Here is a 22,903-nt window from a genome sequence, read left to right as displayed (position 1 = left end):
AAATTTATGCTTGAGTTTAGTCCAAATGAGGAGAAAAGAGTGGAACGTAAAAAAAATAGCTTGGAATTAGACCCAGTTCTCCAAAAAGAGATCAAAGAAATTGGGGAGCAATTAAGGCAAAAACGGAAACAATTAAAGATTTCTTTAAAAGAAGCTGAGAATGCAACTTCAATCAGAATGGTCTATTTACAAGCTTTAGAAGAAGGGGAGATGGAAAAATTAATTTCGCCCGTATATGCCCAAGGTTTTTTTAAACAATATGCTTCTTTTTTAGGAATTGATGGGGAATCTATTATCAGGGAAAAACCCTATATTTTTAATAGACCAGAAGCACAGGAATTTGCTTATGGAATTGGAACTTTAGAGGTCAGAAGTAACCCTGGTGCGAGTGTCAAATGGGTTCCTAATGTCATGTGGGTTTTGGCTTTTATGGGTGTTTTATTTGCTGCGTGGTATGTAGCTAAGATCTTGGGAGTTCTTTGATGCCTTTTAAGGGAGTCTATCTCTTTTTTTGCGGATTATGCATGGGAATGGCAGACTTGATTCCAGGAATTTCAGGTGGTACGATTGCTTTTATTATGGGATTTTATCAAGCTCTTTTAGAAAGCTTAAAAAGTTTTAATACCGATACTTTAAAACTTTTATTTGCTTTTCAATGGAGTCAATTTCTGAAAAAAACACAGTGGAAATTTTTATTGACACTCGTCTCAGGGATTGCTTGCTCAATGATATTCTTTTCCAGCTTTCTGCATTGGATTCTTTCAAACGAAACTTACCGTATTTATCTTTATTCTCTTTTTCTTGGATTGATTTTAGCTTCTTTTGTTTTTTGTATTCGCCAGGTCAAAAAATGGTCTTGGTTCAAAGTGATCGCTCTGATTATTGGCTTGAGCACAGCTTACTTTTTAACAGATTTCACTCTTTCAAATAGCAGAGAAGGGAAATATGCTGTCAGATTAGATTTAGGAAGTTTTCCCGTTGAACTTGTTAATTACGATGGAAAACTGCTTAAAAATTTATCAGCTTCGGATTTAAGTGTACTAACAGCGAAAAAAAACATCACTCCTACTTCTCTTGTTTTTGATAAGCAAGGCCAAGTTCTCGGAGAAAGCCGGCAATTTGCTAAAGTTCATCATGTTGGTTTTTTTGATGGTTGGTTAATTATCTGTGGAGCGATTGCTGTGTGTGCTTTGCTTTTACCGGGAGTGTCGGGAAGTTATTTGTTAGTGCTTCTGGGAGTGTATCCATTAATTATCGCCTCATTAGCAGATTTAGTGACCGGTTTGAAATATTTACATATAGATCAAGAAGCTGTTTTGGTGCTTTTCAATCTTTTGCTTGGGATTGTGATAGGAGGGTTTTGTTTTGCAAGAATAGCAAGCGCACTTTTAAAAAATTATCCAGATATCAGTATCGCTGTTCTTTCAGGTTTCATGATTGGAGCCTTGCGCTCGGTTTGGCCTTTTTGGACTTATAAGTATCTATTAGCTCCTTTAAAGCTTCATAAAGGGCCTCAACTGTTTTTAGAAACTCCTTATTTCCCTTCCTTGTCTTCATTTATTTTGATAAAGTCTATTGTTTGTATAGCCATAGGATTTGGAGTCGTTCTTTTTGTAGAATACCTTTCCACTTTTTCGACTAAAGCTTAAATGGCAAAAAACGAGACACAAGCAAATAAACCTAAAATTTTAATAAAGAACTGTTTGAAGAAAAAGTCCGTGTGCGGGGGCTGTCACNCCAGCCATTTTTCGATCTTGAGACTGAAGGATTGAAGGGATATCTTCTACCATTAGCTTTCCCTTTCCTACATAAATTAAAGTACCCACAATATTTCGCACCATTTTATATAAAAAATGATTGCCTTTAATACGAATGCAAAGACGTTTATGATTCAGGACTTCCAGGTGAATTGCTTGGACACGTCGAATATAATCTGTATAATTAACATTTTTTTTTAAATTACAAAAAGCAGAAAAGTCATGTTCGCCAATAAGTACAGAAATAGCTTGTGCCATTTTTCCTAACATAAGAGGGAAAGGGCAATGCCAAGAATAGGGACGGTATTCAGGAAGTTGAACAAAATCATAACAAATATAATAACAATACTCCTTGGCGATACAATTTAAAGTGGGATGAAAAGTCGAAGGCATCTTTTCTGCCGATAAGATACGTAAATCTGTAGGAAGCAAACTATTTAAACTGAGAATAAATTTTTGTAGATCTGTAATAGACTTTGTTGTTAAAAAATTGACTATTTGCCCTCGTGCATGTACACCTTTGTCTGTACGGCTTGCTGCCTGCAAAGAAATTGTATGTTGCAGTATTTGTTCCAAATTTTTTTGAAGCGTTTTTTCAACGCTTGGGCCGGCAGGAGTTTTTTGCCAGCCAAAGTACGCCTGTCCATCATAAGCAATCTTCAATTTAATATTTTGCATACTTTTAGAGAGACTCAAGTCGGATTGGGTTGTGTAGTCCAAAAAAGTAAAATGCCTTCTAAAAATCTTTGAACTGCAATCAAAACAAGCACCATTCCAATCATTCTCTCACTGGCCATCAACCCACTTTCTCCTAAGAAAGATTTGATTTTCTTTGAAAAATACAGAATGATTACGGACAAAATCCAAGCGATCAAGATTGATGCTAGCATAATGGATTGGTAAGGTTCAAGATGAGCATATAACATAATGGTTGCCATTAAACCAGGCCCAGCAATCAGTGGAATGGCTAAAGGAAAAATGAATGGCTCCCCTTGAGGAAGGTTGGCTCGTGGGCTATCATTTGCAGTAAAAAGAATCTTGATAGCAATCAGAAATAAAATAATCCCTGAAGAAAGACGCACGGTTGTTTCTGATAAATCGAGAAAATCAAAAATAAATTCTCCTATATAATTAAAAAAAATCATTGCGACAAGAGCTATGAGCATTTCTCTAAAAATAATTTTAGATTGATGTCTACGATCGAGCTCTTTGACCATGGTTTGATAAGAAGAGATATTTCCAATAGGGTCCATGATAAAAAAAAGAACAAGTGCAATGTTAAAGATATTCATTTTCATACTCCTGGAAAGGGCTTCTCAAAGTTTAAACAGCGAATAGAAGAGTTAAAAACAGACCAGATCCTTGAACGATCATTTGAATGGCGATCATGGCAAGTAACATCCCCGTTAATTGTTCTAAGGCTGCTAGACCACGTTTACCGAGAAATATTTGTAAATAAGGGGCTGTGACTAAGACGATAGTAATTCCAACCCATGCTAGCAAAATGGCACATAACATTTTTAAGTCGTTAGCTTCTTCTTTGGAATAAAGCATGATCATTGTGAGGAGTCCAGCACCTGATAAAAGAGGGGTGGCGATAGGAACAATAAATGGGGCTTGTTTGGGTGTATCCGTTTTCGTTTTCAATCGATCAGAAAAAATCATTTTAAGGGCGACAATGAAAAGAAGAATGCCTCCGCTAATTGTCAAAGCATAGTTTTGAATTTGAAAACTTGTAAGGAATATCTCGCCTAAAAACAGAAAAAGAATCGCTAAAATCATCGAAAATATCGATTCACGAAATAAGATCTTTTGCTGTTGCTTAATTGAATAGTCTTTAATAAGGGTAATAATGGTAGGACAATTGCCGATAGGATTAGTGACAATAAAAAAAATCATCGCAAGTTGAATAACAGACACGATTAACCTTCACCTGAGAATCATATTGGAAAAATATGATAACATTGGTGGGGTTTTAGAGCAAGGATTATTACCCAGAGCGACAGGGTGTAAGTGAGAGCTTATACACTCAGTATTTAAATAATGAATAAATATTTTATGTATAAGCTTAAATTTGGGTTTAACGTCTCATCAGAATGAAAATTCCTGACAAAAGAGCTAAAATTCCCATTAATAAAGGAGGCAAAACTAACCCTCCAACGATCGAGACTAATCCAACTAAAATCAGATAAATAGCAAGTAAAAAGAAACCAATATTGAACGAGCGATTAAATAACATAGATTACTCCTTTTGTTTAAATAAATATTTTTTATAGAAATAAATTTAAAAAATAGCAATCTATTTCGCATTTGTGCTTCATTTTATTTGTTATGCTATCATTTATAATGTATGTTAATTATTTGTTGCGATTGATAGTTATAAATAATTTTATGTCTAATATTTAATTGTTTATTATTCGATTATTATCGATTTATAAAAACTATTGAATATATTTTGCTTTTTATAAAAAATGCAATCGTTGGAGAAAGTTCATTTAATGTAAAATCTTTGCTAGATGAATTTTTTATTATAGAAATCAACGTTATAGCGTTACTCATGACAATAATCCCAACGTCAAGCTAAAAGAAGATTTTAAGCCCTAATCTTTCAAAAAATAGCTTTAAAAAATAGCTATTCTTATCATCGTCGCTCAAGTCTGTCATTGCAGCTGTTTATTTTATAATTTTTTCAACTTCAAAGCTGAATCAAAAAACTTCAAGGAATTTAGAGATTGTTTCATTGAAGAGGAAATCAAAATTCTTGCATGGGTAACAAATTATTTTATAGTTGAAAACCTTCAAATTAGATCTAGGTTTAAAGATTTTATTCAACTTAAGTGATTCTAATTACGACAGAAAATGACTAGATCTATTTGAGATGCTTGTCAAAGATTTTTAAGTGAACAAGCTTAAATTCCTTCAATCAGTAAACTGTAGGCTTAATCTTCAATAAAGCATGTTTGATTCTGGGCAAAGCGACAGTAATGTCAGATTGTTTACCAAAAGCACTAAAGCGCAAAAACCCTTCTCCAGCCGATCCAAATCCACTACCTGGGACGCTGACAAGTTGCGATTGTTTAAGTAGGATTTCAAAAGCTTCCCAAGACGTTAGTTGTGGGAAATGAACCCATAGATAAGGAACATTTTCTCCTCCATACACCTTATATCCACACTCTTCAAAAGCTTTTTTAAGGATATTGCTATTCTTCATATAATAGCTGGAAAGTTCGTCAATGGCTTGCAATCCCTCTTTTTGCAGGGCGGCTAATCCTCCTGCTTGGGCAATATTTGAGGCGCCATTAAAAAAAGTGCAGACAATTCGCTCCCAATCTTGTTGAACTGAATGGCCATCTTCAAAACGCAGTTGTTTTGGAACAACACTCCAACCCAAGCGAACACCTGTGAACCCAATCATTTTAGAAAAAGAGCCTACTTCAATGGCCACTTCTTTCGCCCCTTCAATTTCATAGATTGAACGAGGGATATGTGAACTTCTGACGAAGCTTGCATAAGCAGCATCGAAAATAATGATAGATTGGCGCTTTTTGGCAAATTGAACTAATTCCCTTAATTGTTCGTGTGTTGCAGCACTGCCCGTTGGATTATTAGGAGAACAAAAATAAATCAAATCTGTTTTTGGTAAATTTGCTAAGTCAGGAAAAAAATTATTTTCAGGTAAACAACTCATATAAGTTATTCTCTGATATTGTTTAGTAGCTGTGTGAAAGAAGGATGTTTGCCCATTAATCACACCGGTATCTACATAAGCAGGATAAGTAGGATTTTGTACGGCGATAGTTGCATCTGATCCAAAAAGGATTTGCAAACGACCCACATCACATTTTGATCCGTCTGAAACAAAAACTTCTTGAGAATCAATTTTGCCTTGGTAATACTGCTCAGCAATCGCTTCTCTAAGAAGTATCGAACCCTGTTCTGTTCCATAACCCCTGTAAGTTTTTTCTGAGGCTAATTGTTTGGCAAAATTTTGCATCGCTTCAGAAATATAAAGAGGGATGGGTTGTGTAGTGTCACCGATGCCTAAATTAATTAATTGAGCGGAAGGATGTTTTTTTAAAAATTCATTTTTCCTTCGATTGATTTCTGGAAATAAATATCCTGATTGGAGTTTTGTCAAATGCACATTACGCTTAACCATGAGAGACCCACTCTTGAGGAAGTTCATTAAGAATTTGAGCTAGCTTTTGGGAATGATTCTGACTGAGATCACATAAAGGGAGACGGCAGGAACCTGCTGGCAGTTTACTTAAAGATAAGGCCGCTTTAATCGGAATCGGATTGGTTTCGATAAAAGCAGCTTTGATGAAAGAATAAAGTTGGTTATGTATTATTCGTGCTTTTTTGAAATTTCCATTTAGCGCCGCATTCACTAGAGATTTCATTGCGGCAGGAACTAAATTGCTGACAACAGAAATAATGCCATGCCCTCCCAAAGCAATCATAGGAAGAGTTAAAGCATCATCACCAGATAAAATAGCAAAGTTAGGATGAGATTGGCGAAACGCTTCGATGACATCCATGATTTGATTGATATCTCCGGATGTTTCTTTTACGCCAATAATCGAAGAAAGAGTGCTGATTCGTTTAAGCGTATGCGTTTGAATATTTTGTCCCGTTCGACCTTGAATGTTATAGAGACAAATCGGAAAAGAGACTGCTTGATTAATCGCTTCAAAGTGTTTGAATATTCCTTCTTGAGTTGGTTTATTATAATAAGGGGTGACAATCAACGCAGCATCAGCACCCATTTGTTTGGCTTGAAGAGTTTGTTCAATTGCTTGTTGCGTTGAATAGCTTCCAGTGCCAACAATCACTTTTATTCGGCCTTGAATTTCTTCTAATGCTATTTCAATAATCCGTCTTTTTTCAATTTGTGTTAACGTAGGGGATTCCCCAGTTGTTCCTAAGACGACAACCCCATCTACTTGATGGTGAAGTTGAATCTGAATAAGCTTTTTTAACCCTTCTTCATCTAATTGACCAGTTGGGGTAAAAGGGGTAATTAAGGCTGTATAAAGACCTTTTAAATACATATTTTGCTTCGGTTAAACTGTCTAAAATACTAAATCTTCAATGGTAAAAAAACCTTGTTTATCTTTCAACCATTCAGCTGCTTTGATAGCTCCCATAGCAAAACCTTCGCGATTTCTTGCTTCATGAGTGAGGATAATTGTATCCGTTGGGCTATCAAAATAAAGGGTATGCGTACCAGGCATATGTCCGCATCGAATGCTACTAAATTTCAATGAATAGTGGGGTAAAACTTCTTGGATGTTTTTAATTAAGGCTTTTGCGGTTCCTGACGGTGTGTCTAATTTTTTGTTATGATGAAGCTCGACTCCAGCAATATCAAATTCTTCAAAAGGACGGATTAATTGAGCTGCATAAGAGACTATTTGTTTAAATAATTGAACACCAATTAAGAAATTAGGCGAATACAAGCAGCCGGTCGTACTTTTTTGAATTTGTTCGCGCGCTTGCTCTAATTGATCTTCCCATCCTGTCGTTCCAATGACAATAGGTTTATTTAAGATAATACTCCAATTGATATGATCCAAAACAACCTCGGGATGACTAAAGTCAATTAATACGTCTACCTGCTCTAATTTTTTTTGAAAATCGTTATCCTCACGTGTGATAATAGCAATGATTTCATGTCCTTTTTCCAAAGCTATTTTTTCAATTAATTTCCCGATCTTTCCATATCCCAATAAACCAATTTTCATTTTTGGCCCTTTTTTTTATTTATTGAGACTTTTTCTGATTTTTTATTAATAGCACTCCACAATTGATTCATTTTCATTTTATGCTGAGGTAACAAGGAAGTTAAAACAACAAAACAATCATCATTGACTTTAAAAGCCGATTGCGTCCAATTAGCGGAGCCATTAATTAAAGTATCCTCATCTATATAAGCAAATTTATGATGTAATAGACCTTGGCCTGTGCTCAATCGAATGGGAATTCCTGCATTGGCTAGCGAATTTACAACTTTTGCGCTAGCTCCTTTTCCCGAATAACGATCAATCACGACTTCCACTTTGACGCCACGTTTTGCTGCCTGGATAAGCTCTTGAGTTAAGTCAGATCTTGTCCAGGTAAACATTGCGACTTTAATAGTTTTTTTTGCAGATTGAATTAACTGCAAAATGCGATTAACAGCTTGTTGATCATCTGGAAGGATCCAAAGCTCTAGGTTTTGTTGACCTAGCTGCGCTTGGCAATGCATGAGTTTTTTACTATTTCCCTCTTCATCCATACTCAATGTTTTTTCGAACAAAGCCTGGCCAAGAAAAGGATGTTCAAAAGCAAAAACTAAGTTTCCATGAACATTCAAGGAATCGGTTGTCATGTTAGCAGAACCCAATAAAATTTTTTCTTTATCTACGATTAAGATTTTTTGATGCATTAATCCAGCAGAAATTCTTTTCACAATAGAGGCTTTGGGGATTTTTCGAGAAATTCCAACAGAAGCTTTGGCGTCACAAACAATATGAACGGAAATTCCTTCATCTACTTTTTGATTAAGAGCTTGAATCACTTCGGGATTCATCAATGAATAAATCGAAAAGGTAATTGACTGTTTAGCATTTTGAATAGTAGAAAGATAAAGTTGTGTTAAGTCATCTTCCGTTTGGTTGGAATAAAACTGAATGGTATCAGAAGTAACAGGAATAGAAGCTGGAGTAGTATAAGCAATTTCTTGGTTGCGAGAAGGGGAAGTTACTTGCTTTTCATCGGACAAAAATTGATAGATAGCAAATACAAGTAAGGCAAGTAAGCTACTGATTGAAGATTTCTTTAATTTGGATAATTTAAAAATAGGTGTAGTTTGTTTTTTGGACATTAAATAATTTCCATTAAAGCATTTTGAAGGCTAGTATATCTTTTTTGAACATCATCTTTTTTGACAGCAATTGCTAAAGCTTTTTTAGTGCCAACCAAAACAACAAGTTTTTTTCCACGTGTAATGCCTGTATAAAGTAAATTGCGATGAAGTAACATAAAATGACTTGTATGAACTGGCATGACAACGCAAGGACACTCGCTTCCTTGGAATTTATGAATGGAAATAGCGTAAGCTAAAATCAATTCATCTAAATCAGTATAATCGTAAACAACTTCTTTATCTTCAAATTGAATTAAAACTTGCTGTTCTTCTGAATCAATGTTGAGAATATAACCAATATCTCCATTAAAAACTTCTTTTTGATAGTCATTGCGAATTTGCATGACTTTATCACCCACTTGAAATTTTTGTCCTCCTCTAAAAAGAGCGTGTTCTTTTGGATTAAGAATCATTTGTAGGGATTGATTGAGGTGTTCTGTGCCAATTAACCCTTTTTTCATAGGGGCCAATACTTGAATATCTTGATTAGGATTAAATCCATAGCGATTAGGAAGTCTTTGGGAGACCAATTTGAGTATAGTATTTAAAACTTCTTCATTTTCCTGACATTCGATAAAGAAAAAGTCACTGTTTTGTCCATTATAAAGGCTGGGAAACATTCCTTTATTGACTCGATGGGCATTTGTAATAATGTGAGAACCTGCCGCTTGTCTAAAAATTTCTTTCAATGTCGTTACAGAGATGGTAAGAGACGTAATCATGTCACTTAAGACGTTACCCGGTCCTACGCTCGGCAATTGGTGAATATCCCCAACAAAAATCACTCGCGTGTGGTCGGGTAGCGCTTTTAAAAGGCTGTACATTAAAAACGTATCAATCATACTGGCTTCATCGATAATGATTAAGTCGCAATCTAAAGGATTTTCTCGATTTCGTTTAAAACCTCCTGTTGATTTGAAATCATATTCCAGAAGGCTGTGAATCGTAGAGGCTTTTCGTTTGGTAATTTCGCTCATTCGTTTAGCTGCTCTTCCTGTTGGAGCTGCTAACAAAATTTTTTGAGTTAGAATCGCAGTGATCTGTAAAATTGCATTTGTAATTGTGCTTTTCCCTGTTCCTGGGCCACCTGTAATAATATGTAATTTTGTCGAAATTGCTTTGGCAACGGCTTCTTTTTGGTTAGGAGCTAATTCAATTTTTAACTGTGCCTGTACCCATTCCACAGCTTTTTCTTTATTAATTGAACGAAAGGTACTGACTCCATTTTTGAGTCTTTTAAGCTCTCGTGCAATTCCTGTTTCGGCAATAAATAATGGCTTGATCCAAATAAAGTCCCGTTTTTTTCCTTCATGAATTAATTGAGCGAGTATAATTCTTTCTTCACTTTGAAGCCCTTCGAGTCTTTTTTCAATCAAATCTGCCTTTACTTCTAAATGAGTTTCAGCCTCTTTTAAAAACTCATCGACCGGATAGCAAACATGCCCATCTCCCGATAATTGAGATAAAACATACTCAATTCCTGCTCCAATTCTTTGCTCTGAATCTTTAGAAATGCCCATTTTTTGAGCAACTGTATCAGCAGTTTTAAAGCCCACTCCAAAAATATCTCGAGCCAAGCAATAAGGATTATCTTTAAGTTTTAAAATGCTTTGCGAACCATATTTTTTGAAAATTTTTTGAGCAAACGCTGGACTAACGCCATGCCCTTGAAGAAAAATCATGACATCTCGAATTGATTTTTGTTCGATCCAACAGGCTTGAATTTTTTCAACTCGTTTGGCTCCCAGTCCTTCAATTTCTAATAGCCTTTGGGGAGACTCTTCAATAATTTTTAGAGTGTCTATTCCAAAAATATCTACAATGCGAGTGGCGTATTTCGGTCCAATTCCTTTAATCAAGCCAGACCCTAAATATTTCTTGATCCCTAAAATATCGGCGGGCGCTTCGATTCGAAAACTAGATATTTCAAATTGTCTTCCATGAATGAGATGCGTTTTCCAGTTTCCGTTACAGCGAATCGTTTCTCCTGGCTGAATACCTGGCATACACCCAACAATACAAGTTAATTCACTTTGTTTTGGTTGCTGGAGCTGTGCAACGGTATATCCATTTTCTGAATTATGAAATGTCAATCTTTCAACGTAACCGCAGATTTGTTCCATCGTTGCCTTTTATTCTGCCCGGTATTGATAACGAACACTTTGAATATAACGAAAAGTTTTATTCTTTATTCAAATACTTTATCGAATTAAAAACTTGACTTATTATTATAACGTAATTTTAGTTTTTTTGCTATTAGTGCTTGCTTTAAGGTAATTTAAAAATGAAACTTACCAAAAATAAATGTTTGTTATCGATTTTTTTAATCGTTAAAAAATTAAATTTGTTTGTTAAAAAAAATAGATTTCTCAAACCTTCTTCGATGCAAATTTAAGTTAAAATCCTTATAATAATGGCTCGACTAAGGAGAATGAAGGATGCCTATTTTTAATAAAGAAAGTTTAGAAAATCTGAGACAACGAGTCGATTTAGTCGAAGTATTATCTTCTCATATCGAACTTAAGCGCAGTGGAGCTTCTTATAAAGGTCTCTGTCCGTTTCATGATGAAAAATCTCCTTCTTTTATCGTTCAAAAAGGAGATTCTCATTATCATTGTTTCGGTTGTGGAGCCCATGGAGATGCAATTCAATTTTTGATGTCCCATCAAAAGCTCAGTTTTGCCGAATCAGTTGAAAGTTTAGCCCAACGCTTTCAGGTTCATTTAGAACTAGTGGAAGATCGAGAAGAAAAAAAAGGGGTGACCAAAGCTTTTTTAAAGTTAGCATTAGAGACTGCTTCTCAGTTTTTTCATTATTGTCTGCTCTATTCAGAAGAGGGGCATGAAGCATTAAATTATCTTTATAATCGAGGCATTGATTTAGATTTTATTTGCCATTTTCAAGTGGGATTGGCTCCGAAAACGGCAGGGATTTTTCGTAAATTTATGCATGCAAAAGGAATCAAAAATGACTCGTTATTAGAAGCTGGTTTGTTGAGTGTAAATAAAGATGGTCAAGTCAGAGAGTTTTTTAATGATCGCATTCTTTTCCCCATTCACCACCATTCTCAGGGAGTGATTGGTTTTTCAGGAAGGAAATATAAGGAAGAAACATTTGGAGGAAAGTATATCAATACTCCAGAAACTTCCTTATTTAAAAAATCTCGGGTTTTATTTGGATTGAATTATTCTCGTCGCAGAATAGCAAAAGAGCGCAAAGCCATTATTGTAGAAGGACAAATTGATGCCCTTCGTCTCATTCAAATGGGATTTAATTTAACAGTGGCAGGGCAAGGAACAGCATTTGGTGAAGGGCATGTTCAAGAACTGATCAATTTAGGTGTGAATCAAGTTTTTTTAGCTCTCGACTCTGATCTTGCTGGGCAAGAAGCAACAAGCAAAATAGGCCATCTTTTTCAAAAAGAGGGGATTGAAGTTCGCATTGTGCAATTGCCAGTTGGGGGAGATCCCGATAGTTTTTTGAGAGAGCAAGGACCTGAAGCTTTTTTAGAATTGCTCAAAAATAGCTCTGATTATTTGAATTTTTTAATTAAACATCTCTCCCAAGACTTAAATTTAGATTCTCCTGCCGCTAAAAATGAGCTAGTTCAAAAAGCAACTAAGCTTATTCGTGAATGGGATCATCCTCTCATGGTTCATGAAACTCTTCGGAAATTAGCCCATCTCATGAAAGTACCAGAAGAAATTATCGGTGTGGGCAAAAACCATTTACCCAATATATATATCAAAAAATCTGCAAGCGTTGGGGCGCAAACGATTGACCCTGACCGAATTTTAGAAACAGATCTTCTAAGATGGCTTTTATTACTGGGTCAAGAGCAGACAAAGCTGGTTGAAATAGTCAGAACAAATTTAGTAAAAGAAGATTTTCGTGTCGCCATTTGTCAAAAAATTTATGATATCTATCGTAATAATTATGAGAATCAACGCTCCTGTGATTTATTATCGCTAGCGATTGACTTAGATGATGCAGAGGGACAGTTGGTTTTATCAGACCTATTGCAAAAAAAGGTGAACAAAGAAAAAGCTGAGCAATTGCTAATTGAAACAGTCAAAAAAATATTAGATCGAAATTGGATGCACAAAAGAGAGGAAATTAAAATTAAAGTGCAAAGTGGTCATTGCTCAGACGATGAGGTGATGGAGTTGATTAAACAGTTTGATGAGTTAAAACGAAATCCTCCTATTGTCAAATGAATGAATGCAATCATTTAGTTTTTTATGATGGAGAATGTGGACTTTGTGATTCACTTGTTCAGTTTTTGATTAAAATCGATCATAATAGACAATTTGCCTTTGCTCCCTTACAAGGTGAAACTGCCAAGCAGCGCCTTTCTCACTTACCTTTTACCGCTAGAAATATTGACACCCTCGTTTTCATTGAAAATTTTAAGAATCCTCATTTCAAAATTTGTATTAGCAGTCAGGCCGTTTTTAGGATTTGTTGGTTAATTGGAAAAGGATGGACCTTTCTAGGGGTGCTATATTTTCTTCCTTCTTTTTTATTTGATTGGATCTATCGTTTAGTGGCCCGTTATCGCTATCGATTCAAGTCTAAAGCAGAGTGTCCTTTGCCTTTATCAGATCAAAAAGATCGTTTCTTTCCCTAAAAAAGCTGTCTCTAAATAATATTTAAATAAGTTTACACGACTAATGGAATAATTAAACTTCTGCTCGGTTCTAAAAATCTACACTAGGTAAAGTTGGTTCAAAAATTACCTATCGCATAAATTTCAAATTTATATACTTAATTTGAAAAGGTTTTATTTTTTTAAGTTAAAATCTTATATTTTAAATTTAAAATGAAGTAGGAGTTGTTTAAAATGTTGGGTGCATATAACAGCGATAGCACAGTTGGGGCGCCTATTGGCGATAATTGTGGACAAAAATCAGAATATACTCTTGACGCGTATTGGTCTGCCAGTTGTGGTGAGATAAAACAAACTGTTAATTCTCTTTATCAAGCAACCCTACCAATCTATAATGAAACAAATCGTTTTATGGGAAATGGGGTTGCAATTGCAACAGATCTTTTGCTTACCTCTGGGCACTGTGTTGAAGGAAAATATGCGCACGTCCACTCTGGTACAAGAGGCATCTTTAAAGCTGAGGTCATTTTTGATGGATCTAACGGTGAATTGAGTAACTTGGATTTTAAAATTCTGCATGTTGCGCATGCTAATTTTAAATTCATAACTTTGGATATTCAACCGGGATTTGGAAAATCAATACAAATGTATTTCAAAGAGAAAGAAGGAACACTAAATCCACATGTTAGGTCCTTCGAATCGATGGGTGGAAGCTATGCAACTCGATCTGATCAGAGTTCATCAGGAACAAATCGAGGAGAAAGTGGAGCACCTAGAATGTCATTGTATAACGGCCGTGTGCACGCCATCCATCAAGGGGAAAGTGAAGGATTAAAAGTTATTGATATTTACTCAGCTCTTGACCGGGCATCAAAAAATAAACAATCTTCTCAGCAAGTAGTTGCTCAAGGAATTCTTAGAAGTGTCACATTTGCCAATCGAGACATGGTGGGAATAAATACGTCTACAGTCGTACTAGAACTGGGAGGTGTAGTCGGAGAAAAACCAGGAGTTAAGGGCTCTGTGCCATGCACGGTAAACAGAGATAACGAAGAAATTAGTGGTCTATTTAATTATAGAGAAATTACAAAAACTGGTCCTGGCCCAAGAGATATTACCATTCACAGGAATGGGGTAAGAAATTCCGAAGTAACTTATCGTATTTCTCCAAATCCTCATCAGAATCCAGCGTACAATAAAAATCAAGATAAGTTTTATAAGAGTTTAGCAAAATCTATAGGGGAATATTATCTACTAAATAATGGTACTTATCCTAATAATCATTCAGTGTTTACATTAGGAGTAAATTATACTTTAACTTTTCTATAAATGATCAATCATAGCTCTATCATTTTGATAGAGCTAATTTAATAGTGAGTTTTTTTCTTGAATTTTGCTGAAATCTAACATTTCCTCAAAAAAGTTAAATACTTGTTTGAGTAAAGCTAAGCGATTATCTCGAATTTGCGGTTCATCAGCCAAAATTTTGACCTGCTCAAATAAGTCAGCTAAAGCGGGTTGCATTGTTGCAATCAAAGCATAAGCTTGATTGTAATCTTTTTTCTTAATAGCTTCTGCAAAAGCTTTTTGTTGCCTATCGAGCAAGGAGTAGAGATTTTGTTCAGCAGGCTCTTTTAATAATTCAGCAGATATATTTGACGTTTGGTAACCGTTTAACTGACCTTTTGCTCGTTTATAAACCTCATAAAGCGAATGAAATTGGCTAGCAGAACCCTGCCGAAAATTATGAAGCGCTTTCACTCGACAAAAAGTATCATAAATATCTTGACAACCATTTGCTAAGCTAGCTTCAATTTCATCTTTATGAAATCCATAATCTTGAAAAACGGTTTTAATACGATTTGTAATGAAACTTAAGATATCTTGAGTCATTTGCTTTTTGTCTTTCACAATGTGAGTCGGAAAATGGCTAATACATTTCTCTAAACATTCTTCTAAATGCAGGGAATATTGGCCTTTAATTAACATTTTAATGACTCCCAATACCTGTCTTCGGAGGGCATAAGGATCACTTGAAGACGTTGGTTTAAGACCAATGCTAAAGCAGCCAATTAAGTTATCCAATTTATCTGCTAAACTAATAATGGTTCCCGTTTCTGTTTCAGGAAGAGGGGCATTTTCTCCTCTTGGCATCCAGTGTTCATCAATAGCTTGTGCAATTTCAGCCTCTTCTCGATTGGCAAGAGCATAGTAACGACCAATTGTTCCTTGCAATTCAGGAAATTCATAAACCATATTAGAAGCTAAATCAGCTTTACTTAATAAAGCTGCACGTTCGACTAAAATAGGAGTGCTAATGCCGAGAAGTGTTTGTAAAACTTTAGCATGTTGGATAATTCGCTCTACTTTTTGATAAACAGTGCCTAATTCTTTTTGAAATGTGACTTTTTTCAGTTTTTCATTAAAAGAGGCTAAAGGGACTTTTAAATCTTCTTCATACAAAAAAACACCATCGGATAAACGAGCAGAGAGTACTTTTTGATTCCCTTGCTTGATTTGTTCTGTAGGAATAATATTCGCCGTAATCACAAAAAGATTCTTTAGCGTTCCATTTGAATCAGTGACAGGGAAATATTTTTGATGCTCAACCATTTCAGAAATTAAAACTTCTTTAGGCACTTTTAAAAATTCTTCACGAAAAGTAGAAATTGTTAAATAGGGCCATTCTACTAAATTAAGAACTTGAGGAATCACACGATTTTTTTCAATAATCTGGATTTGCTCTTGTTTTTCTAAATTTGACAATTGCTCAAGAATCGATTCTTCGCGTTCGTTGGGATCGGCCATCACAGAATGTTGATGAAGACTTTTTAGATAGTTTTTTGCATGGTCAAGATGAATTGCTTGAGGAGATAGTTGTCTGTGTCCATAAGTTATTCTGTCCGAAAAAAGATTTCCAATGGCAAAAGGAATGATGTCTTTTCCAAATAAAGCTAAAACCCATTCTAAGGGCCTTGCGTAAGTTATTTCTAAATCTGCCCAGCGCATTTTCTTGGGAAAGTCTAAACTACCAATTAAGAAAGGAAGTTTTTCTGCTAAAATAGAGGCTGTTGCTTTCCCTTCTTGTTTAACTGAACCAAACAAGTAGTTAACCCCTTTAATGGGGCGAATTTCAATCCCACTAATTTCATGTTTTTGGATTGCGGCTAGTGTTGGAGCAGTCATTCCTAGCGAGCGGAAAAAACCTTCTCCAGCGACTTTGATCGTTCCATCAACTTGATACGCTTGCTCAACAGGCGGCCCTTTTTTTTCAATTGTTTGAGAAGGTTTACCCTTAGAAAGTTGGTAAATGTAAACAGCAATTCTTCGAGGAGTGCCATAAACGACAATACGTTCAAAGGAAATGCCTTCTTTTTCGAGTAAAGAACGAATTGCACGTTCTAAATTTTGACCTCCTATCGAGACAAACGAAGCTGGTAATTCCTGAGAACCAATTTCAATAACAAAATCATCCGTATCGTCAGGATGAACATTAATTAAATCTTCAGCTATTTTAGAGCAGGGTTGAGAAATTGAAGACGGGGGGTTAACATGTTTAAGTAAGGGAAAGCCCTGCTCTTCGCGACTTTTTATGTAACTTTCTGCCACTTGTTTCGCCAATTCTCTAATCCTGCCAATATAACCTGTTCGCTCCGTCACAGAAATGACTCCACGTGCATCAAGTAAATTGAATGCGTGAGACGCCTTCATGACAAAGTCATAAGCAGGGATAGGGAGGTTATTCGCAATCAATTGTTTCGCTTCGTTTTCATAGTCATCAAAATGTCTGAACCACATTGAAGTAGACGCTTTTTCGAAATTGTAATGGCTCCATTCTACTTCGTTACGTTGATAAACATCTCCATAGGTCAGTTCATCATTCCATTTTAAATCAAAGATGCTATCGACTTTTTGAAGATACATCGCCAATCGCTCTATTCCATAAGTGATTTCACCTGTAATAGGTCTTAGCTCAATACCTCCTATTGCCTGAAAGTAGGTAAATTGTGTGATTTCCATCCCATCCATCCAGACTTCCCATCCAAGCCCCCAAGCGCCCTGAGTTGGAGCTTCCCAATCGTCATGCACAAAGCGGATATCATGTTCTTGAAGATTAAATCCTAAAGCTTCTAATGATTGTAAATACAATTCCTGCATATTCAAAGGCGATGGTTTTAAAATGACTTGATATTGGAAATAATGTTGTAAACGATTCGGATTTGTTCCATAACGTCCATCAGCAGGTCTTCGGCAAGGCTCAATATAAGCTGCGCGATACGGCTCTGGTCCTAAACTTCGTAAAAATGTCGCTGGGTTAAAAGTTCCCGCTCCAACTTCTAAGTCATATCCTTGATGGATGATGCATCCTTGTTTTTCCCAGAAGGTTGATAATGTACGTAAGAACTCTTGAAATGTTAACATAAAAATCCTGCAGGCTAAAGTTGAGCCATTTAAATCGAATGCGGTTTTAATTGAGTTTGTTATGGGAAGAGCTTAATTAACCAGTGATTTTATCACAATAGTCGAAGTATCCTTTCTTTTTTGAAAAGGTATCTGTTTTATCCCTTTAAATTTAAAATTTTTTGATCAAAAGCACTACTGAAATTTACTCATCATTTTAATTTCTTGATTAAAAGTGGGCAGGCTAAGAGAAGGCAAAGTTGAAAAATTTAGGCTGTATATTTGACACAGCCTAAATAAATGAAAGTTAATTGCAGTTTTTGCAAGCTAATAAAATTCCAGAAAATTGAGTTTCGCCGTCGAAATTGAGAACAACGGATGTGCCAGCAGAATCGCTATATTTTTCGCGCTTATTTTTACATCTGCAATTAGCAAATGCATTATTTGTTGTCTCTTTTGGTTCAGTGCTACTTGCATGAGCACAAACTAAATTAAAAGCAACTAATGTCATCAAGCATAAAATTTTCTTTAACATCGTTTACTCCGATTTTATTATTCAGCTAAATTTATAAAACTAATTAAGTATAAGTCAATTTAAACAAATATTAACAATAGTTTAAAGTAGCCTTTACAATCAATAAAATAAGCAAACCTCTAGATTTATATTTTTAATTGAGCTATAAATATTGAATAAAACTTTTTAAAAAATCGATTTTTTCAAGTTTAGACTAATAAAATACCCAGGTTGTTCTTTAAAACCTGACTAATATGGCTTATTATGGATTACGCAGATTTTGATCATCAAAAACTAGTTGAATGGCTTAAAGCACATGGAGAGAAAGAGTTTCATGCTAAGCAAATTTTAAGTTGGATTTATCAAAAAGGGGTTTTGTCTTGGGATAAAATGTCTAATTTAAGCCAAACTTTACGAGAAAAACTAGTGAAGCATATTAGATTACCTGTTTTAGAATTAGTGCGTTATACTGAATCAATTGATCAAGAAACTATTAAATTCTTATGGCGTTTACGAGATGGAAATTTAGTAGAGTCTGTTTTAATTTTATCCGGAATTCGTCGAACTGTTTGCGTGTCTTCTCAGGTAGGCTGCCCAGCTAAATGCGCCTTTTGTGCTTCTGGCCAGCAAGGTTTTTTTAGAAATCTTAGACCGACTGAAATTATTGAACAAATTTTGCAAATTAATGCTTGGCTTTCTAGTAAAGGAGAAAAAGTTTCGCATGTTGTTTATATGGGAATGGGGGAGCCGCTTAAAAATTATGAATCTGTTGTTGCCTCCATTAGGGTATTAAGTCACCCTGACTTTTGTAATATTTCTCAAAGAAGAATCACAGTTTCTACAGTTGGAGTCGTGGAAGGTATCAAACGTTTATCTAAAGAGGGATTAAAGGTTAATTTAGTCCTATCCCTGCATGCTCCTAATCAACATATTCGTAAAAAAATCATCCCCTATGCTCGAAAATATCCTTTAGAAGAAATATTAGAGTCAATGGATGAGTATGCTCAAAAAACTAAACGAGACATTACCTTCGAATACACTTTACTAGCGGGTATTAATGATCATCCCGATCATGCTCATGAATTGGCACACTTATTGAAAGGGAAACAATGTACAGTTAATCTGATTCCTTATAACCCGATTCCAGGATTGCGGTTAAAGAGACCAGAAAAAAAAGCGATTAAACAGTTTCGAAGTGTCCTTTATGGGTCGCATATTGTCAATACATGCCGTTATACGAAAGGAGACGATATTGGAGCGGCTTGCGGTCAGCTTGCCTTACAAGAACGAGAGGGGCAAACAGGGCTTCCTATGTTAAAAGAAGTTGCATTTGGATCTTAAATGAACATGCTATGCGGGAATATACATTTATATTTTCTAATTTGATATAATAAATATATATGCTAAAATAATATTGATGTATAATTGGTATTAAGTTGGTTTTAAAAACTAACTAAAAAACAAAGTTTACAATCTCGGTTTGTCTATTTATGACTGAATTAAACAGCATTAGATAAAGCGAGAGGTTAATTTGATTTTTAAAATCTAATAAGTGGTTAAAATGGATACTGGATTTGTTACACCAGATTGGTCAAACGCTCTTCCATCTTATGCACAAGATGAATATCTTCCTGCCATTAAAAAAGCTGGGGGAGAAGCTTTTGCTGAGCCAGCTTCTGACATTGATCAACCGTTAACATGCAAAGACAGTGTGTCAGCGTTTGCAGCAGAATCTTTATTCAATCACCTAGAAGAAAATGTTTCTCCTCTAAAAGAACACTATTTTACTGTTGGAGTGAATTCAAAAGTAAATAATGTTCAGAAACAAGTCATTCATTCTATGGAAGATGAGGCTAAAATCCAAAAAAAATTAACTGAAAGTCTCAATTCTCTTCAAAGTAGTTTTCAACAACTCGTTCAACAGATTAGGCAACAACAATTTTAAGGCCTTTTTGAATGTCCTACGATCCCAAAAAAATTGACCTCTTTCCGACCCTGCCTGGCGTTTATTTAATGAAAAATGAAGAGGGAGAAGTTTTATATGTCGGAAAAGCTAAGAATTTACGTCAAAGAGTAAAACAATATTTTGTTCCCGGTCGAGATGGGCGACTCATGATTCCCTATTTAGTGGCTAAAATTAACTACATTGAAACGATTGTTGTCACATCGGAAAAAGAAGCTTTATTGCTTGAAAATAACCTTATTAAGCAGCATAAGCCTCGCTATAACGCTTTGTTAAAAGACGATAAAAGCTATATTGCTCTCAAAATTAGCCAAAATGATGCATGGGCCACTGTTCGTTTAGTGCGTTACAAAGGTACACCGGAGCCAGATGGTCTTTATTTCGGCCCTTATACTAGTGCACAAGCAGCTCGCCAAACATTAGATCTGTTAAACAAATTATTTCCTCTTAGACAGTGCTCTGATCAAGAATTTGCAAGGCGCACACGTCCTTGTTTACTCTATCAAATGAAGCGTTGTGTAGGCCCTTGTACACAAAAATGCACTAAAGGGGAGTATCAACAACATCTTGATCGAACAATTAAGTTTCTAAGAGGACAAAATAAAGATGTTTTAAAAGATCTTTATGAAGAAATGCGTCTCTTATCAGAACAGTTAGAATTTGAAAAAGCCAACCATCTCTTACGAACCATTCGATATATTGAGAAAACAATTGAAAGTCAATATGTAGATCGCCCTTTAGGACATGATGCGGATGCGATAGGCTTATTTCGTTATGGAGAGCATGTGGTTGTGGTCCTCATGATATTTAGAGGAGGGAAACTTGTAGGATCTCGTCATTTTGAATTTGATAATATTATTGAAGAAGATCATGAGTTGCTAACTTCTTTTCTTCTACAACATTATGAAGGCGCAACTGAAATTCCTTCAGAAATTTTATTGCCAAGTAAAATTTCTGATGAACATCCTGTGGAAGAAATTTTGTCGGCAAGGCGGGAGCAAAAAGTTAATTTACAAATTCCTCAAAGAGGAGAAAAAAAAGCATTAATTGAGATTGCTCAAAAAAACGCTGAGGCGTTATTTAAAACGCAAAAAGATGAAGCCACGCTACGTGAAAAAACATTGTTAGAAATGCAAGAGTTGTTATTTCTCACCAATTATCCGACACGAATCGAGTGTTTTGATAATTCTAATATTGCTGGATCAGAACCCGTTTCTTCGATGGTTGCTTTTACAGATGGGCTTAAAGATAGTAAAAGATATCGCACCTATCGTTTAAAAATTGGTTCTAAGCCTGATGACTATGCGGCAATGTATGAAGTATTAACAAGGCGTTACAAGCGGGCAAAAGAAGAAAACGACATGCCAGATTTAGTGGTCGTGGATGGGGGAAAGGGGCAATTAAACATTGCGGTTAAAGTTTTTGAAGAACTTAATATTACCGGAGTAGATCTCCTTGGGCTGGCGAAAGAAGCTGGTAGACACGATAAAGGGATGACGGCCGAACAAGTCTTTACCTGTTATCAAAAAGAGCCAATTCTTTTGAAGGCAAATTCTCCTATTTTATTTCTCCTCCAAAAAATTCGAGACGAAGCGCATCGCGTGGCCATTTCTTTTCACCGTAAAAGAAGATCAAAAAAAACACTCAAAAGTGCTTTAGACGATATCCCCGGTATTGGACCTGCCAAAAGAAAAACTTTATTAACACATTTTGGCAGTTTAAAAAAAATTGAATTAGCCGCGGATGCAGAACTGCGTGAAGTAAAGGGAATTTCTGCCGCCAACATTGAAGCAATCCGCACATTCTTTCAAGGAAGAAAAGAGTGATTCATTAAAAGAGCGCGGTAAGCGTATTTATTTTAAAACCAATCTTTTTAAATAGATTTTTTAGCTCACTTTAGGCGTATTTGCATAAAAAATCTCAATTTTATCTAAATGGATTAATTGGAAAAATTTTTTATTTTTTAAAAAAGTATAACTCACTAACTAGGCTTAAAAAGTAAATATTTTTAACAAATAAAATTTATTTTTGAATTAGAGTGTAATGAAATAATAAAATTATTCAAGCGTTTTACATTTTGACTATGGTTCGCCTAGTTTTATAGATTCAAGAACGCTGTGAATTTCAGACAAATTTACCTATGAATACAGATAAAAAAGGCCATGAATTTCAGACAAAATAATTGTAGCTCTTAGCAAAATTTTGCTCTAACTCTCTAGATCGTGTAGTCACGAGACTTCTGCCCATATAGCAATACATCTAATATGGACTGCAGCCAAGAATGAGGCTGTGTTCTTTGCATAACGGGTCGCTATTCCTCTCCAGCGCTTCAAATGTAAAAATGCATTTTCCACCAAATGCCTTAACTTATAGAGATCTTTATCGTATTCTCGACCAGTTATGCGATTCTTTCGTGGAGGAATCACTACTTGCATTCCCTGACTTATAGCTTGCTCAACGATTGCGTCGCTATCATATCCTTTGTCTGCCAGTAACCACTCAGCTGTAAGACCAGCGATCAAATTGCTTGCTTGAGTACAATCTGCTGTTGTGCCTTCTGTAATAATGACCCTGATCGGCAGATCATGCGCATCCACGGCAAGATGCAATTTTGTATTGAGCCCCCTTTTGTACGACTCATGCTCTGATTACCACCTTTAGCTCCCGCTGCATGAGGATGCACTTTACAATGCGAAGCATCTATCACAAGCCATTCATAATCTGGATCGTCAATCAGCACCTCAAGCAA

General features: G+C 35.6%; 19 protein-coding genes and 1 pseudogene. 8 read left to right on the top strand and 12 right to left on the bottom strand.

The window, feature by feature from the left end:
* The first annotated feature begins 39 nt into the window (after nt 1-39).
* Entirely contained in the window at nt 40-483 is a 444-nt protein-coding gene (locus TY19_RS03095) for a helix-turn-helix domain-containing protein (RefSeq protein WP_226988475.1), read from the top strand.
* Nucleotides 483-1,649, top strand: a complete 1,167-nt coding sequence (locus tag TY19_RS03090) for a DUF368 domain-containing protein (protein ID WP_042280084.1) — start codon at nt 483-485, stop codon at nt 1,647-1,649. Before TY19_RS03095 ends, TY19_RS03090 begins: the two co-directional genes overlap by 1 nt.
* A gap of 39 nt (nt 1,650-1,688) precedes the next feature.
* On the opposite strand, the gene truA is transcribed toward TY19_RS03090, so the two are convergent.
* The 9 genes from truA to recD2 form a co-directional block, all read right to left on the bottom strand.
* Entirely contained in the window at nt 1,689-2,435 is a 747-nt protein-coding gene (gene truA / locus TY19_RS03085) for a tRNA pseudouridine(38-40) synthase TruA (protein WP_042280210.1), read from the bottom strand.
* 14 nt (nt 2,436-2,449) lie between these two features.
* Complete coding sequence (locus tag TY19_RS03080) at nt 2,450-3,049, bottom strand: MarC family protein (RefSeq protein WP_052236322.1); 600 nt, start codon at nt 3,047-3,049, stop codon at nt 2,450-2,452.
* A gap of 31 nt (nt 3,050-3,080) precedes the next feature.
* Nucleotides 3,081-3,677 (bottom strand): MarC family protein, encoded by a 597-nt coding sequence (locus TY19_RS03075; protein ID WP_052354746.1) that lies wholly within the window; start codon nt 3,675-3,677, stop codon nt 3,081-3,083.
* A gap of 160 nt (nt 3,678-3,837) precedes the next feature.
* Complete coding sequence (locus tag TY19_RS17795) at nt 3,838-3,996, bottom strand: hypothetical protein (protein WP_162831833.1); 159 nt, start codon at nt 3,994-3,996, stop codon at nt 3,838-3,840.
* Between the two features lie 684 nt (nt 3,997-4,680).
* A complete protein-coding gene (locus TY19_RS03070) occupies nt 4,681-5,916 on the bottom strand; it encodes an LL-diaminopimelate aminotransferase (protein ID WP_042280080.1) in 1,236 nt (411 codons plus the stop codon).
* The gene (dapA, locus tag TY19_RS03065; RefSeq protein WP_042280078.1) at nt 5,909-6,811 is read right to left on the bottom strand and encodes a 4-hydroxy-tetrahydrodipicolinate synthase; all 903 of its coding nucleotides are present in this window, start codon (nt 6,809-6,811) and stop codon (nt 5,909-5,911) included. The genes TY19_RS03070 and dapA overlap by 8 nt, the downstream gene beginning before the upstream one ends.
* Nucleotides 6,812-6,832: 21 nt before the next feature.
* Nucleotides 6,833-7,504 carry a 4-hydroxy-tetrahydrodipicolinate reductase gene (locus TY19_RS03060; protein WP_042280076.1) on the bottom strand — a complete coding sequence of 224 codons (672 nt, stop codon included), beginning with the start codon at nt 7,502-7,504 and terminating at the stop codon, nt 6,833-6,835.
* Complete coding sequence (locus TY19_RS03055; protein WP_052354745.1) at nt 7,501-8,625, bottom strand: phospholipase D-like domain-containing protein; 1,125 nt, start codon at nt 8,623-8,625, stop codon at nt 7,501-7,503. Before TY19_RS03055 ends, TY19_RS03060 begins: the two co-directional genes overlap by 4 nt.
* Entirely contained in the window at nt 8,625-10,790 is a 2,166-nt protein-coding gene (gene recD2, locus TY19_RS03050) for an SF1B family DNA helicase RecD2 (RefSeq protein ID WP_042280073.1), read from the bottom strand. The genes TY19_RS03055 and recD2 overlap by 1 nt, the downstream gene beginning before the upstream one ends.
* Nucleotides 10,791-11,105: 315 nt before the next feature.
* Here recD2 and dnaG point away from each other — a divergent pair, with 315 nt between their 5' ends.
* The 3 genes from dnaG (at nt 11,106) to TY19_RS03035 (ending at nt 14,605) form a co-directional block, all read left to right on the top strand.
* Entirely contained in the window at nt 11,106-12,884 is a 1,779-nt protein-coding gene (gene dnaG, locus TY19_RS03045) for a DNA primase (protein ID WP_042280072.1), read from the top strand.
* Entirely contained in the window at nt 12,881-13,297 is a 417-nt protein-coding gene (locus tag TY19_RS03040) for a thiol-disulfide oxidoreductase DCC family protein (RefSeq protein WP_042280070.1), read from the top strand. Before dnaG ends, TY19_RS03040 begins: the two co-directional genes overlap by 4 nt.
* 213 nt (nt 13,298-13,510) lie before the next feature.
* Nucleotides 13,511-14,605, top strand: a complete 1,095-nt coding sequence (locus TY19_RS03035) for a hypothetical protein (protein ID WP_042280068.1) — start codon at nt 13,511-13,513, stop codon at nt 14,603-14,605.
* A gap of 33 nt (nt 14,606-14,638) precedes the next feature.
* Here TY19_RS03035 and TY19_RS03030 read toward each other — a convergent pair whose 3' ends face one another.
* Together TY19_RS03030 and TY19_RS03025 are read right to left on the bottom strand one after the other, a co-directional pair.
* The gene (locus TY19_RS03030) at nt 14,639-17,698 is read right to left on the bottom strand and encodes a glycine--tRNA ligase (protein ID WP_042280065.1); all 3,060 of its coding nucleotides are present in this window, start codon (nt 17,696-17,698) and stop codon (nt 14,639-14,641) included.
* A gap of 286 nt (nt 17,699-17,984) precedes the next feature.
* The gene (locus TY19_RS03025) at nt 17,985-18,212 is read right to left on the bottom strand and encodes a hypothetical protein (protein ID WP_042280062.1); all 228 of its coding nucleotides are present in this window, start codon (nt 18,210-18,212) and stop codon (nt 17,985-17,987) included.
* 243 nt (nt 18,213-18,455) lie between these two features.
* Between TY19_RS03025 and rlmN the strand changes: the two genes are divergently transcribed.
* From rlmN to uvrC, 3 genes are all read left to right on the top strand, one after another.
* Nucleotides 18,456-19,532 (top strand): 23S rRNA (adenine(2503)-C(2))-methyltransferase RlmN, encoded by a 1,077-nt coding sequence (gene rlmN, locus TY19_RS03020; RefSeq protein ID WP_042280060.1) that lies wholly within the window; start codon nt 18,456-18,458, stop codon nt 19,530-19,532.
* Nucleotides 19,533-19,752: 220 nt separating this feature from the next.
* Entirely contained in the window at nt 19,753-20,136 is a 384-nt protein-coding gene (locus tag TY19_RS03015; protein ID WP_042280056.1) for a hypothetical protein, read from the top strand.
* Between the two features lie 11 nt (nt 20,137-20,147).
* Nucleotides 20,148-21,980, top strand: a complete 1,833-nt coding sequence (gene uvrC / locus TY19_RS03010; RefSeq protein ID WP_039357490.1) for an excinuclease ABC subunit UvrC — start codon at nt 20,148-20,150, stop codon at nt 21,978-21,980.
* A gap of 402 nt (nt 21,981-22,382) precedes the next feature.
* Here uvrC and TY19_RS03005 read toward each other — a convergent pair.
* A pseudogene (locus TY19_RS03005) lies at nt 22,383-22,903 on the bottom strand (IS5 family transposase); the annotation flags it as partial.

Source organism: Candidatus Protochlamydia sp. R18 (assembly GCF_000648255.1).
Classification (GTDB): Bacteria; Chlamydiota; Chlamydiia; order Chlamydiales; family Parachlamydiaceae; genus Protochlamydia; species Protochlamydia amoebophila.
This window is presented reverse-complemented; position numbering and strand designations above follow the sequence as displayed.